Here is a 14,705-nt window from a genome sequence, read left to right as displayed (position 1 = left end):
AATTATTTTAGTTTTTATGATGCTCGTGAGCTGTTTTTTCTTCTGCGAGTTCTTCTTTTAATTTTCTAATTCTCAAACCAAGTTCTTGACCTCTATATTTTGAATAGTAGGTGCAACCAATAAACATGCTAGTTGCAAATATGAGTTCAAGCAATACCCAAATATCAAGCGCAACATAGAGTAGGGTGAGTGAATGAAGAAAATAAATCATTACGATAAAGTTAGCCCAAGCATAGGTATATATTTTGTCTTGAATGATACCTTTAAGTGGTAATAATAAAGGTAGAATATAAATCATAAAAATAAAGCCATTGCTGTGGCCTTCTCGGGGGGCGATATAAAATAACCATAAAGGCATTAAGATCAGTAAGCCAATATAACCAAATAATGCAAGGCGTTGAAAGTTTTTAGTTTTACTATGTTTTTTGATCATATCACTTATTCAATTGTTGAGTAATTTTAGCAAGCCTGTGCCCGACAGAATGGCATATTTTTATTTCATGTTTACTGAGTTTAGTATCATTACTTAAACCTGAGACATGGCTTGCTCCGTAAGGAGTTCCGCCACTTTGTGTACTTGATAACTCTGGAATATCATAGGGCACACCTAGTAACATCATGCCGTGATGTAATAAAGGTAAAGATAAAGTAAGTAAAGTACTTTCATTACCGCCATGCATACTACTACTTGATGTGAATACACTGGCTGGTTTATCAATTAACCTGCCTTTTAACCATAATTCACTGGTATTTTCCCAAAATAATTTTGCTTGCGATGCCATCATACCAAAACGTGTCGGGCTGCCAAAAGCAAGTGCCTGGCAATGCATTAAATCATCTTGGCTAACAACCAAGTCAGAGTTTGATTGTTTTACAAAGGTACGTAATTTTATTTGCATACCCGTACTTGATATTGCATCACAAATCTCATGTGCCATGCTTTTTACTGAACCATGGCTAGAATGGTAAAGTACTAAAATATAAGACATTAGATGATATCTAATATACTTTCTGGCGGACGACCAATGGCCGCTTTATCACCATTTATAACAATAGGGCGTTCAATTAATTTAGGGTTGTTAGTCATGGCATTAATCAGGGCATCTTCATTTGTTTCATCTTTAAGGTTTAATTCTTTATACAAATCTTCTTTCGTACGCATTAGTTGGCGTGCAGATTCAAAACCTAATTTAGTGATTAATGCATTAACTTCTTGAGCTGTTGGTGTTGTTTTTAAATACTCAATAACATCAGGAGTGATATTGTTTTCTTCTAGTAAAGCCAGTGTTTGACGAGACTTAGAGCATCTTGGGTTGTGATAAATTTGAATAGTCATCTTAAATCCTAAATAAAAAATAGCGCAAGGTGCGCTATTTTAGACAAAGCGATGTGATAATTAAAGCTTTGCTAGCTCTTTTTGCATTTGTCGGTATTGTTTTAGTAGTGCTTTGAGGCGTTGGCGCTTAATATCATCGGTTTTTTCAATGAAGTTAAGTGCTTTTTGAACTTCATCAGAAGCTTGTTGAAATGCGCCATGATCTACCATGATACTGGCTCGAGTTTCGTGATATGCTGATTTATTTTTTTGTTCTTTATAGGTAAGAGCCATTAAATCTTTGCCTAATGGGTGATTTGGTTTATCTAATAAAAAATATTTTAATAGACGTTCGGCTAATGCGTAGTCTTTAGCTTCAATCGCTGCATTGGCATAATTTAAGGTGATCACCTGATTGTTCGGTTTTAGCTGGTAGTGCTCTTTTAGTAAAGTTAAAGCGGCTTGTGTATTTTTTTGTGCTAATAGAAGATCCGTTTTACTGTCTAGATAAAATAAATTAGACGGGTCTGACTTTAATAACTTAGTTAAAATAACTTCAGCTTCTTTTAGTTTCTTTTGATCAATTAAAGATAATGCTAGTCCATATTTAGCCGCCGTTCTGTCTGAAAATTGATGTTTTTTGATATCCATTCTAAATTGTTGTTCAGCTTTTTCAGGTGTTGAGGTGAACCGAGCGATTATCCGACTTTTAGTGAGTAAAAATTCAAGGTTTGAGTCGATAAAGCGTTCTTCATATTGTTGTGCCCTTAATCGTATGTCAGATACTCGGCTATCTGGTAATGGATGAGAAAGTAAAAAAACTGGCGGCTTTTTCTTAAAGCGCATTTGTGCCGAAAGTTTAGCTAAAAACTCACTGGAAGCTCTGGGGTCAAACCCTGCGTTATTAAGTATTGTCATGCCTATACGGTCGGCTTCTTGCTCTGCGCCACGACTATGTGTCATTTGGCTTAACATGCTTTGAGTTTGATTGGCTGAAATAATGGCCAAACCTGCTTCTGGGTTGACTATTGTTGTTAATAGACCTGCAACCATGCCGGCTAATGTTAAGCCCGCATTATCTTGTTGTTTTTGTAATCGTCGGGCTAAATGCCTTTGAGTCACATGTGCAATTTCATGACCTAATACAGATGCAAACTGACTTTCACTATCAGATTTGGCTATTAAACCCACATGAACGCCTACATGACCACCATAAAAAGCAAAAGCATTGATTTCATTATTTTTGATCCAAAAAAAATCAAAAGGAAAACGTATGTCGTCAGCATGGGCAACCAACCTGTTTCCTAGGCTGGTGAGATATTCATCTAATAATGGGTCTTGAATAACGGGTGATGAACTGCGAATTTTCATCATCATGATCTCACCGATGGCTTTTTCTTTTTCCAAAGGTAAAACTTGAAGTGCAGACGTTCCTAAATCGGGAAGCTTAAAGTTTGATTGTGCTATTAGAGGGGCTGATAAAAATAAGGAACCTATCATCAACAACGAAAGTTTTCTGTTTTTTTTCATTTTATTCCTTTTTGGTTTGTTCATTCATAATTAGACTTGCAAGCATAAGTTCATCTTGATCTACTGATGTTTCTTTTTCACATAAATCATAATAGCGTTTGATTGAGACCCCATCTATTTTAATAATGTTCAATTCTTGTTTCAAAAACTCAACTATTCTGTGCACAACTTTATGTGCATGTATGATCAATGCTTTATCTGCTTCATCACCGCGTTGAAAATAAAACTGAATATATTTATGTAATTGATTAATTCTGAGAATGAGTCTCATAGAATGGGGATCCCAAAGCATAAACTCCATTAATTTATTGTCTTTTACATATTGATTAATCTCTAAGTCTTTTGCTAAAGGGTAAACTTGTAATTCAAACCCTCTATTTGTGAATACCTGATATAGCGCTAATCTTGGTTTATTTTCACAAATAATTTTACCCGAGTTATCTAAATAACCTCCAAGTAAAGGGATATTCCAATTGCGTTTATCTATGATACGTTTAATAGCCGTATCAAAGCCATGAGTTAAAATACCTTCAGATTCTCCTAATGATGAAGCAACTAAATGATAAAATGGGGGTAGCTCTCCCCAGTTTAATTGTTTTTTATACCAGTTCACATCTTTCAACGTTGGGTTATCTGGCAAGTTTGCTTTATCATTTTGCATTGTCATTAAACTTATACTTATTCCTTAACTACCTTAAGCATAATGCATTGCACTTAATTGGTATAGATTTGAGTGATGAACCCTTTAAAAAAGAGCTTTAAATTACGGTTTATTTTCTTTTAATCAAATTTGCCGTTATTATCATTTTATATTTTGAAATAATTGTAAATTCAATGATTAAATTTGATTTAACGCCGTATCAATGCCCACAGTTATTTGTTCAATTTAAGTACCAATTAAAAAGAGTTATAGCTAAAAACAATCAACAATTAACATTAACCGGTGAAATGACACAAGAAGATGAATTGTGTCACGTAATTACATTTTTGCATCTTCAAGAGGTCGACATCACTGATATAGAAAATTATTTAAAATTACATCGATTTAAATATCAAATTAATTGCTATATGCACAATAAAGAATTACTCGTCAATTTAAAAAATCACTAAGGTCTTTGCAGAGGAAATAAATAAGTGTTTGAATATTTGAAATCTTGGTACGAACGTAAATTCTCAGATCCACATTCGGTGACATTATTATTATTATTAACTGTGCTCATAGCATTTTTATATTTTGTAGGTTCATTAATTATTCCAGTGCTTGTTGCTTTGGTGATTGCATACCTTTTGGAATGGCCAGTACTTAAGCTGCAAAGTCTAGGGTTAGCGCGACTGACTGCGTGTGCAACTGTTATATTAACATTTGCAGGTATTTTGGTTGGTGTTTTTGTGATTATGGTTCCAGTACTGTGGCAACAAACTGCAAATTTGTTTCAAGAAGCGCCAAATATGCTTGAACAGGGTAAGTCATTTTTAATGCATTTGCCTACACAATATCCAGAACTGATTAATGGCACACAAATACAAAATGTTATGACAAGTGTTGAAAATAAAGTAATTGAATTTAGTCAGCAGGTATTGTCTTTCTCATTAACGTCATTAAAAGATGTTGTTGCTTGGATGATATATTTAATATTAGTACCTTTATTAGTGTTCTTCATGCTTAAAGATAAAGTTGAATTAACATCAGGTATTGAAACTTTTTTACCAAAACAAAGGCGTTTGATAACCCAGGTCTGGCATGAAATGAATCAGCAAATAATGAATTATATTCGTGGGAAAGTAATAGAAATCGTGATTATTGGTGGTGTATCTTTTATCGCATTTGCCATTTTTGATTTAAGATATGCGGCATTACTGAGTGTATTAGTTGGTCTGTCGGTTTTGATCCCTTTTGTTGGTGCTGCGCTTGTGACGATTCCTGTTGCTGCTGTTGCATTATTTCAATTTGGTTTAACACCTGAGTTTTGGTATCTCATTATTGCTTATGGTGTCATTCAGGCGCTTGATGGTAATGTGCTCGTGCCTTTGCTATTTTCTGAAGCTGTTGATTTAAACCCTGTTTATATTATTGTTGCCGTATTATTTTTTGGCGGTTTATGGGGCTTCTGGGGGGTGTTTTTTGCGATACCATTAGCATCATTAGTACGGGCTTTAGTAAATGCTTGGACGACACAAGACAAAGAGTTTGTTCAAGAGTTTGAATGATGGCACTGCGCTAATTAAGATTTTAATTAGCGCAGACTAAAGTTAAATTGAGCTATTTTGGGTTAAAAAATCGATCACAACTTGATGATGTTCTTTAGTTTTGAATTTATTGAAAACATGTTTTATTGTGCCATCTTGAGATATTAAAAAGCTTAATCTATGGATCCCGTCATATTCCTTACCCATAAACTTTTTCAATCCCCAAACGCCAAACTCATCAGCTATTGCATGATCTTCATCTGACAATAATGTAAAGTTTAGTTCTTTTTTGGTTTCAAAGTTTTTAAGTTTTTTTACTGGGTCTGGGCTAATTCCAATCGCTAAAGTATTCAGCTGAGCTAATTGTGTTTTGTGATCACGTAAATGCTCCGCTTGAATGATACATCCTGGCGTCATGGCTTTTGGATAAAAATAGACTAAAACCTGATTTTGTTTTAATAATTCAGCAAGTACAACCGTTTTTCCGTCTTGATCTTGCAATGAAAAAAAGGGGGCTTTATCACCCGCAACTAAGGTATTCATAATTATTCCTATTTTTTATTAGCGAATGCGTCGTAATATAGACTCAAGTTTAAAATCAGTGCACAGATTTTCAAATTTAAGTTTAAAGCTATCAAGTGCGCTATCAACGGGTACATTAATTTCTAACATTGAGCACATGTAAAGTTGCCCATCTTGTTCGTATGTATCAGATTTTAAAGAGCAAATGTCGATATTATCTTCTGCTAAAAAAGCAGCTACTTTACTTAAAGCACCAACTGAATCTAACCCTTTATACTCTAAGGTATAACCTGCACAAAATTCACTGCCAGTTCGATTAGAAGTGCGTTTCATCATGGTTAACAGCCCCATTTCCATACTTTTAACTGGGATAGTATGTTCTATGCGACTAATGGCTGACATGTCACCTGATAAAAGCATTATAATTGAAAATTCATTGCCTAAAATGGCGATACGGCTGTCAATTATGTTACAGCTACATTCACTCACAAGTTCTGTTAACTGCGCGACAATTCCAGTTCTATCATCACCAATCGCAGTTAAGACGAGTTGTTGATTTGAAAATCCAGACATTTATTTTATCCGTGTGCCCCTATAATGGTCGCGAAGTTTAGCACATCAGAAATAGAAACACTCTCTCATTCTTGTTTTTAACTGCGTAGGAAAGTAGTATGTTGCTCAATTATATTTATTTAATCGCTTTTGAAGCAATAAATGAATGATTTTCACACGGTAAGTTTAAATTATACACAAACCGTATGAGGGTATAATTTTTTTGAATCAAATTTTGAACCAAATAGAGCATGACTGACTCATATAATAGTTAATAAAATTGGCGTGCTAAGGAGAATTGTAAGTGCAGTATTGGATCCGTAAAAGTTTGGTATTAGGTGTTATTAGTGCCTTAACTGGTTGTAGTGTTTTTATAGATAATGCCCATGATGAAAAAAATTACCGTGTATCAGAGCATATTAAAGTACCATCGGATTTGAATAAACCTTATCAAGATCCTGAGTTTGTAATGACACCAGCGCAATACTCTAAAGCACTGGCTAATGATATGATTTCACCTCCTGCGCAAGTTCTTAATGTCGCTTCGGGGAGTTGGGTTGAAGAAGGTGACAAAACATCACGTATCTTTTTTGACAAATCAGACGGTATTGATGATCTTAAAGGATTTCTATGGACAACTCTAAACGGTTTCTTAGCGGAAAAGAATGTGTCAGCAACGCAGAAAAATGAAGCAAAAGGAGAGCTGGAAACTGATTGGTACTCTATTTATGATGTTGAAGAACCTGGATTTTGGGATGAATGGTTTTGGGAAAGTGATAAAGAGATCAGTAAGCAAAAGTTTAAGTTTATTATTGAGCAAAAAGAGCATCAAAGAACTGCTTCAATTAAGACTCAGTTATTAGATTATCAAAGTAAAGATCAAACACTCACACCTGTGTTACGTCAACAATTAGAAATTGCAGCCTTAAATGCATATGTGAGCCATTTTGATTTTAAATATCGTCAATTGGCTGTCCAACTTAAAAAACAAAGTGGGATTGTTTCTTTAGAGCTCGGGTTTGATAATCAGGGGAATGCTGCTTTAGTGACTGAGCAAACTTATAAAGACGTTTTTGAACGTTTTTCTACATTTATTGAAAAATTAAATTTCACTATAGATGAATTGGATAATAATAAAGGATTAATTACTGCTACATATGAAAAACCAGACGCCAGTGTTTGGGATTCTATTTGGGGAGACGATGTGGCTGAGTTACCACTTGAAATGGGGCGATATCAGATTTTGTTAAATAAAAATAATTCAGGTGGCACAAGTATTACCTGGATGGATGAACAAGGTGAAACTTTAGAACCCGGTACTATGAATGATTTACAGCAAGCATTAGTTAAAGCTTTACGTAAGCAAGGTATTGAAATTTAGAATTAACATGAAAGTTATTTTTATATTAACTATATAAAAGAGCGCAAATAGCGCTCTTTTATGTTTAATTAGGTAAGCAATTTCATTACTTAAATGCGTTATTACTCAGAAGTTTAAGTAATGGAATTGATATAAACATAGGTTTATTTATGAATTCAGAACAAGTCGATAATCAAGCGCTATATCATTGGCGTACAATCATGACTTTTATTGTACCTTCGTTAATTGGTGTATTTTTATTTATGACACCTGTTCAAATGGGTGATGCATTTACAATTCCTATTGCAGTATTAGCCAAAGAAATACAAAATTTTTCAAGTGAATACATAACGCATATTGTTATGGGTGTCATTACAACAACTGCAGTATTGAGTGTAATCGTAAAGCTATTTAAACCAAAAATGATTATGAAAAATGATTTTATGCGTCATTTATTAGATGTATCACTTATTTGGCTTGCAACTCGTATAACAGGTATGATTTTTGTTTCAATGACATTTTTTAAAATAGGCCCTGATGCAATCCATTCTGGAAGTACAGGAACATTAGTTTTGCATGATTTAATGCCTGTTTTATTTTCAGTTTTCATTTTAGCAGGCTTATTATTACCTTTATTGCTTAATTTTGGCTTGTTAGAACTTGCAGGCACTTTATTGACAAAAGTGATGCGCCCTTTATTCAAAGTACCAGGACGGAGTTCAGTTAATTGTGTTGCATCATGGTTAGGCGATGGTAGCGTTGGTGTATTAATGACATCAAAACAGTATGAAGAAAAATTTTATACACAAAAAGAGGCTGCTATAATAGGAACGACTTTTTCTGCTGTTTCAATTACTTTTAGTTTAGTTGTAATAGGGCAGGTAAAGTTAGAGCATTTATTTGCGCCATTTTATTTGACTGTATGCTTGGCAGGAGTCGTTGCGGCTTTAATTGTTCCGAGACTACCACCTCTTAGGAATAAAAAAGATGAATACATTGATGGCACTATTAAAAAAGGTGAACCGGAAGCTTTACCTGAAGGAAAAACATTATTTAAACATGGCCTGCAGGTTGCTTTAACAAAAGCCTATAATGCACAAGGTGTTAAAGGTACTTTAACAGAGGGCATAAAAAACGCGGTTGATATGGTATTTGCTGTATTGCCGGTTGTAATGGCTATTGGTACATTTGCTTTAATTATTGCTGAATATACGCCATTTTTTCAATGGTTAGGTATGCCATTTATTCCGCTACTAGAGTTATTACAAATACCTGAAGCCCAACAAGCATCGCAAACCATTGTTGTTGGTTTTGCAGATATGTTTATTCCTTCAATTTTAGCAGCAAACGCTATAGAAAGTGATGTAACGCGATTTGTGATTGCTGCTATGAGCGTAACCCAGCTTATTTATATGTCTGAAATAGGCGCTCTAATTTTAGGTAGCAAAATTCCAGTGAGTCTTTGGGAGTTATTCCTTATATTTTTATTACGTACCTTAGTGACTCTGCCTGTAATAGCATTAATGGCCCATTGGCTAGTTTAATGATTGAATGAAAGAAGAAACTCTGCATTATTTGTGGGGTTTCTTCGTTTTCTCTTCTTGTTTTTTACGTGCTTCTTTTGCCTTTTCTGTTGGATCTTGATTAAATTTTTTGATATCAAATTTTGCTGAATACTTTAATAAAGCAATATTGCTCCAAACAACCGCGAATACTATCGCTATGATCAAAATAACTTTCCAGGTTTCCACAATAAATTTCCTCTTTGATAAAGGTTAATAATACCATTTTGAAGTTGTTTGGGTATAAAAGCCTGTTAAACTAAGCCTCTTATTATTAAATAATTTATTTTTGTTGGAGTGAGCAGTTGGAGACAGAAAATGTCTTAATTTGGCCTGAAGAATATGTCTTGTTGTTAAAAGGACTATTAGAACAAAATGGCGCCTTTATTTTAGATGCTTTAGAAGCTTGGCCAAAATGCGAAGAGTCAATAGATCAACAAGGCGTTTGTAGTATCAGCTTACCGCCTATTTATTACTTATTATGGCAAAAGCCAGCGGAACCGTTTGATAGCACTGATTGCCAACATTTAAGTGATTTTGATGATCTTGCTTATAAATATATTGAATCAGTACTTAAAGATTTAAAACTTCAGCTAGGAAATGATGAACAAATTACTTTATTATTGCTAGAACGTTTGAGTGGCTATAGCGACTTAGAATCTCAAATGGTCATAAAATCAAAATTAAGTTTAGCATGTCTAGCGCAACAGAAACGATTTTTAAACGTGCTGAAGTTATTATTAGAACAAGGCTTACAGTTGTCAACATCTGATGTAATGTCACTTTTATCTTATGATGAATTACATCCTTTATTAATGCCATTTTTGAATAAAAGTGTTATGGACAAACAGGCTTTAATAAGTTTATTTACTGAACAATTATTGCAGGGCGAAGATAGATTTGAATTTTTAGCGCAATTAGAGCCTGATGATTCTAAAGGTATATTATTAGAGAGCGCTTTATTAGAGCAATTAAAACAAAGTTCTGCAAAACAAAGTATTTGTAAACGTTTTATGGAACAAGGTGCCAAAGGCTTGCTTGCTGATGAAAATGGTAAAACATGTTTAATGTGGGCTGTTGAGCGAGGTTTTTTAGATGTACTAGAGATCTTATGTAACGAAGAACTGCTTACTCAAAAAGATAATCAAGGAAATACTGTTTTACATTATGCAGTTATATGTAAAAACGAATTTGCAATTAAATTCTTATTAAAGAAAAACATTGATTTTACAATTAGAAATAACTTAGAGTTTACTGCGTATGGCTTGGCGGTAGAGTTAGAACATAAACAAATTGTTCAATTTTTGGAGTCCCAGTTTGGGATCAAAGAATTGAGTAAACCAAAGCAGTTTAAGCGCATAAACTTGGTTCATTCTATACATGCATTTATTGGTGTTTTATTACCTGTTCAGTTGTTCTTTTTCTTTGAACCAGACTTTGATCTAAAAAGTGAGTTATCTTTTATTTTAGCGCTTGTGTCTATGTTGTTAATGTTTTTTGCTATGAATTTAAAACGTTGTAGTCTATATCCTGATATAAAGCATCCATGGAGTTTATCCTTATTACGCGCTATATCACCCTTTAGTTTAATATCTCAGTTAATGCTTTTGCTTGTCGTTATAATTGTTGCATTAACTTAAATTAAGTCACACTATTATCATAGTGTGACTTTTTTTATTAAATAGGGCCTGTGCTGTCTCTTATTACTAATTCAGGTGTGAAAGTTTTGATAATTTCTTTATCTTTATTTCTTTGACCTCGCGTTTTTGAAAATAACAATTTTGCTGCATTTTGTGCAATTGTTTCAATTGATTGATTTGCAGTTGTAAGCTTTGGCCAGGTTTGTCTTGAGAAGGGGGAGTTTTCAAAACCAGATATTGATAACTCATCTGGTATTTTTATGTCCATTAATCGAGCTGCAAATAAAGCACCAGCAGCAATTTCATCATTACATGCAATAATTGCTGTCACAGATTTATCTTGATTTATTATTTTCTTAGCATTTTCAACACCGGAAGAAAATGAGTATTCACCTTCTAAAATGAGTGATTCATCGACCTTGATATTATTGGATACTAATGACTCTTTGTAACCTGATAACCTTTCTCGTGTAGATTTATGGCCTTTATCTCCTTTTAAAAAAGCAATGCTTTTATGTCCTTGGCTAATTAAATGCTCGGTTATTTGAAAAGCAGCATTGTGATCATTTACATAAATACATTCAGTTTGTGCGGGATCTAGTTCTTGGCCAGATAATATTCTAACGTAATGAATGTTTTGCTCATCAAGCATATCTATTACTTCATTAATTTCAGAAAGAGGTGGCGTAAGTACTAACCCAGAAATACGAGCTCTGTTTATCATGGTTTTTAACTCTTCAATCATGTCGTCTTTTGCATATGAACATGGATGAATAAGTAATTCATAACCTTCACTTTTACAACATGATAAAATACCGTTTTGCATATCTAAAACATAATATGCATTTGGATTGTCATAAACTAAACCTATGGTAAAGGATTTACTCCCAGCTAGATTGCGTGCTGCTAAATTAGGTTGATAATTTAACGTCTTAACTGCTTCCATTACTTTATCAAAAGTTGCTTTACGAACAGATGGTTCATTATTAATAACTCTAGATACAGTTTTAATTGAAACACTGGCTAATTTGGCAACATCATTAATTGTGACTTTCATTTTTATTAACTTTATTAAAAGTAAAATGTAATTACTGCGCATTTTACTAAGTTTATTGTGATTGTATGCACTATGGCATAGTTTTAATCTATTTATAATCAATTCATATGGTAATTCTTTAAAAATGAATTTGACAGCGTTGTCATTTTAACATATTGTTATCATAAACGTGATTAGGGCAAACCAGATAGTAGGTTATCACTTATTAGAATATTTTGTTAAAATAGGCCATTACGCGATATTTGCAAATTAATACAGGTAGAGAAAAATTATGAGTTGTCGTTCCCAGTTGTCTAGTTGGCAGTCACTAGAAACATTGGCAGAAGAAATGAAAAATGTTCATTTGAAGCAGTTGTTTTCTGAAGATGCGCAACGTTTCAAACACTTTTCAATTCAATTACCTGGTTTATTGTTTGATTATTCTAAAAACTTAATTACCGTAAAAGAAATGAATGCATTACAGTCATTAGCGCAAGAAACAGAATTAACCGCTTGGCGGGATAAAATGTTTGCAGGTGAAAAAATTAATTTCACTGAAAATCGGGCTGTATTACATGTTGCGCTGCGTAACCGTAGTTGTGCTCCAATTTATGTCAATGGTGAAGATGTATCTCAAGCAATAGCTGCTGAATTATCCAAAATGCATGCTTTTGTTAATAAAGTTCGCAGTGGTGAATGGAAAGGTTATACGGGGAGAGTGATTACTGATGTTGTAAGTATTGGTGTCGGGGGTTCTAATTTAGGCCCTCAAATGGCAACGGAGGCACTGCAAAACTATGCCGATGAAACTTTACGCATTCATTATATTTCTAACGCTGATGGTGTACAAATCTCTAAAGTTTTAAAAGAGCTGAACCCAGCTTCAACCTTATTTGTTGTTTCTTCAAAAACCTTTACAACATCTGAAACTATGGCAAATGCTAAAACGGCAGTTGCATGGCTTAAATCAGTTGCAAAAGATGATACTGCAATAGCAAAACACTTTGTTGCTGTGAGCACTAACCTCAAAAAAACAGCTGAGTTTGGTATTAGCAGTGAAAATGTTTTTACAATGTGGGATTGGGTTGGTGGACGTTTTTCTTTGTGGTCAGCTATTGGATTACCTATTGCCCTTTATTTAGGTTTTGATGCTTTTATCCAATTGCTTGAAGGAGCATTTGAAGCGGATGAACATTTTAAAAATGCAGATTTGAGTGAAAATGTTCCTGTGATCATGGCTTTGTTGAGCATGTGGAATACCACTTTTTTGGGTGCTAAAGCTCAGGCAATATTACCATATGATCAAACTATGCATATGCTACCTGCTTATTTGCAACAAGCCGAAATGGAAAGTAATGGTAAGTCTGTTACTTTCACAGGTGAGAGTGTGCCATATACAACCGTACCATTATTATGGGGTATGACAGGGATCAATGGTCAGCATGCTTTCTATCAATATTTACATCAAGGTAATACAATTATACCGGCTGATTTTATTGGTTCAATAAAACCTGTGGTAGAAGTGAATAATCATCATGAAATTTTAATGTCAAATTTCTTTGCCCAAACGGAAGCATTAATGGGGGGTGTCACCGCAGAGCAAGTAAGACAGGAGCTATCAAGCAAAGGCCAAGAACTGTCGGATATTGAAAGCCTAATTCAGCATAAAGTACATAAAGGGAATAGACCAACAACGTCAATTTTGTTGGACAAAGTTGATGCAAAACATTTAGGCAAATTGATTGCTTTATATGAACATAAAATATTTTGCCAAGGTATTTTATTACAAATTTGTTCATTTGATCAATGGGGAGTTGAACTAGGGAAAGGGCTTGCTTCTAAAATTCAGAATGAATTAGAAAATGATAATGTGAGTGCGGAGCATGATTCATCTACAAATGGCCTAATTAGTTACTTTAAAAATAAAAGAGCTTAAAGTTTAAATAGAATACCTTGAACGGGTAGCGCTGGAGATATTGGGACCTGTGATTTTGTGAGAGGAACACAGGCTCCCTTTACTCATTTTGTATTTTACTTAGATGAGAGCGCAATTCTTAGATAGCGTCAAAACAATAATCATATTATTATCTTCTTCTTTTATACATATCTATAATTTTTCATTTAGATTTCCCTAAATCGTGTATAAAACTGTAACTTATTGTATTTATAAATTCCATTGCTTGGATCTAGGACATAAAAATGAATAATATCATTGAGAAATTTTTTAATTCTAAAACTGAATTAACAGCTGATTTGGCACAGAGTATTGAGCAAGGTTTAGAGCAAGGAATTAAAGATGACGGGCGTGCTGTTATTTGTGTATCAGGTGGGTCTTCTCCAAAACCAGCTTATCAACAGTTATCCCATTTACCGCTAGCGTGGGATCAAGTTGATGTTGTTATGGTCGATGAGCGTTGGGTAGACCCAAGCCATGAAAAAAGTAATGAAACATTCATAAAAGAAACATTACTACAAAATGAAGCCCTAAAAGCAAACTTTGTATCGATGAAAAACGCACATATTACTGCTCAAGAAGGACAGGTAGAATGTGAACTAACTTTCAAAAAACTAAAAAAACCATTTGATATTACAATTTTAGGCATGGGACCTGATGGTCATACAGCATCCTTGTTCCCTAATGCACAAGGACTAGAACATGCTTTAACAACAACTGATTTTGTTTGTGCAATCGATGCGATTAAAAGTGATGTGACGGGTGATATCACACAAAGATTATCATTAACTTTACATGCAATAAAACAATCTAAAGTTGTTAAATTACTTATAAGTGGCGAAGAAAAACTCGCTGTTTATAAACAAGCAAAAATGAGTGGTGAAATAAAAGATATGCCACTACGTGCTATATTAAATCAAACGGAAGTGACTGTTGAAGTATACTGGGCACCATAATATTATTATCTAGATAAGGTTTATTTTGTATTAATATAGTAAATCTTATCTTTTCCCAAATAAAATTTATCCTTTCATCTTATTCTTATAA

Annotated in this window: 16 protein-coding genes; 7 read left to right on the top strand and 9 right to left on the bottom strand. The window is 33.9% G+C overall.

Annotation, left to right across the window (positions count from 1 at the left end; genetic code table 11):
• Nucleotides 1–7: 7 nt before the first annotated feature.
• The 5 genes from BM088_RS10930 to BM088_RS10910 are packed head-to-tail and all read right to left on the bottom strand — an operon-like array spanning nt 8 to nt 3,512.
• The gene (locus BM088_RS10930) at nt 8–433 is read right to left on the bottom strand and encodes a DUF2069 domain-containing protein (protein WP_091983605.1); all 426 of its coding nucleotides are present in this window, start codon (nt 431–433) and stop codon (nt 8–10) included.
• A gap of 1 nt (nt 434) precedes the next feature.
• Entirely contained in the window at nt 435–989 is a 555-nt protein-coding gene (gene wrbA, locus BM088_RS10925) for an NAD(P)H:quinone oxidoreductase (protein WP_091983603.1), read from the bottom strand.
• Nucleotides 989–1,336 carry an arsenate reductase (glutaredoxin) gene (gene arsC, locus BM088_RS10920; protein WP_091983601.1) on the bottom strand — a complete coding sequence of 116 codons (348 nt, stop codon included), beginning with the start codon at nt 1,334–1,336 and terminating at the stop codon, nt 989–991. Before arsC ends, wrbA begins: the two co-directional genes overlap by 1 nt.
• Before the next feature lie 60 nt (nt 1,337–1,396).
• Nucleotides 1,397–2,845 (bottom strand): beta-barrel assembly-enhancing protease, encoded by a 1,449-nt coding sequence (bepA, locus tag BM088_RS10915; protein WP_091983600.1) that lies wholly within the window; start codon nt 2,843–2,845, stop codon nt 1,397–1,399.
• 1 nt (nt 2,846) lies between these two features.
• Complete coding sequence (locus tag BM088_RS10910) at nt 2,847–3,512, bottom strand: hypothetical protein (protein ID WP_091983598.1); 666 nt, start codon at nt 3,510–3,512, stop codon at nt 2,847–2,849.
• 167 nt (nt 3,513–3,679) lie between these two features.
• Between BM088_RS10910 and BM088_RS10905 the strand changes: the two genes are divergently transcribed.
• On the top strand, nt 3,680–3,955 hold the full coding sequence (locus tag BM088_RS10905; protein WP_091983596.1) for a hypothetical protein: 276 nt from the start codon (nt 3,680–3,682) through the stop codon (nt 3,953–3,955).
• A 24-nt stretch (nt 3,956–3,979) separates the two neighbouring features.
• Nucleotides 3,980–5,053: an AI-2E family transporter gene (locus BM088_RS10900; RefSeq protein ID WP_091983594.1), complete on the top strand. Its 1,074-nt coding sequence runs from the start codon at nt 3,980–3,982 to the stop codon at nt 5,051–5,053.
• A gap of 42 nt (nt 5,054–5,095) precedes the next feature.
• Here the strand turns inward: BM088_RS10900 and bcp are convergent, their stop codons facing one another.
• Nucleotides 5,096–5,575 (bottom strand): thioredoxin-dependent thiol peroxidase, encoded by a 480-nt coding sequence (bcp, locus tag BM088_RS10895; protein ID WP_091983592.1) that lies wholly within the window; start codon nt 5,573–5,575, stop codon nt 5,096–5,098.
• A gap of 18 nt (nt 5,576–5,593) precedes the next feature.
• Nucleotides 5,594–6,127 (bottom strand): glycine cleavage system transcriptional repressor, encoded by a 534-nt coding sequence (locus BM088_RS10890; protein ID WP_091983590.1) that lies wholly within the window; start codon nt 6,125–6,127, stop codon nt 5,594–5,596.
• A 283-nt stretch (nt 6,128–6,410) separates the two neighbouring features.
• Between BM088_RS10890 and bamC the strand changes: the two genes are divergently transcribed.
• On the top strand, nt 6,411–7,487 hold the full coding sequence (gene bamC / locus BM088_RS10885) for an outer membrane protein assembly factor BamC (protein ID WP_091983588.1): 1,077 nt from the start codon (nt 6,411–6,413) through the stop codon (nt 7,485–7,487).
• Between the two features lie 149 nt (nt 7,488–7,636).
• Entirely contained in the window at nt 7,637–9,010 is a 1,374-nt protein-coding gene (locus tag BM088_RS10880; protein ID WP_091983587.1) for a YjiH family protein, read from the top strand.
• A gap of 27 nt (nt 9,011–9,037) precedes the next feature.
• Here the strand turns inward: BM088_RS10880 and BM088_RS10875 are convergent, their stop codons facing one another.
• Nucleotides 9,038–9,217 (bottom strand): DUF2897 family protein, encoded by a 180-nt coding sequence (locus BM088_RS10875; RefSeq protein ID WP_143085063.1) that lies wholly within the window; start codon nt 9,215–9,217, stop codon nt 9,038–9,040.
• 116 nt (nt 9,218–9,333) lie between these two features.
• Between BM088_RS10875 and BM088_RS10870 the strand changes: the two genes are divergently transcribed.
• Entirely contained in the window at nt 9,334–10,668 is a 1,335-nt protein-coding gene (locus tag BM088_RS10870; RefSeq protein ID WP_091983583.1) for an ankyrin repeat domain-containing protein, read from the top strand.
• A 37-nt stretch (nt 10,669–10,705) separates the two neighbouring features.
• On the opposite strand, the gene BM088_RS10865 is transcribed toward BM088_RS10870, so the two are convergent.
• Entirely contained in the window at nt 10,706–11,725 is a 1,020-nt protein-coding gene (locus BM088_RS10865) for a LacI family DNA-binding transcriptional regulator (RefSeq protein ID WP_091983581.1), read from the bottom strand.
• Nucleotides 11,726–11,996: 271 nt separating this feature from the next.
• On the opposite strand from BM088_RS10865, the gene pgi reads away from it, so the two are divergent.
• Entirely contained in the window at nt 11,997–13,640 is a 1,644-nt protein-coding gene (gene pgi / locus BM088_RS10860; protein ID WP_091983579.1) for a glucose-6-phosphate isomerase, read from the top strand.
• A gap of 263 nt (nt 13,641–13,903) precedes the next feature.
• The gene (gene pgl, locus BM088_RS10855; protein WP_091983577.1) at nt 13,904–14,614 is read left to right on the top strand and encodes a 6-phosphogluconolactonase; all 711 of its coding nucleotides are present in this window, start codon (nt 13,904–13,906) and stop codon (nt 14,612–14,614) included.
• Nucleotides 14,615–14,705: the final 91 nt, after the last annotated feature.

The organism is Pseudoalteromonas denitrificans DSM 6059 (genome assembly GCF_900112265.1).
Lineage (GTDB): Bacteria > Pseudomonadota > Gammaproteobacteria > Enterobacterales > Alteromonadaceae > Pseudoalteromonas > Pseudoalteromonas denitrificans.
This window is presented reverse-complemented; position numbering and strand designations above follow the sequence as displayed.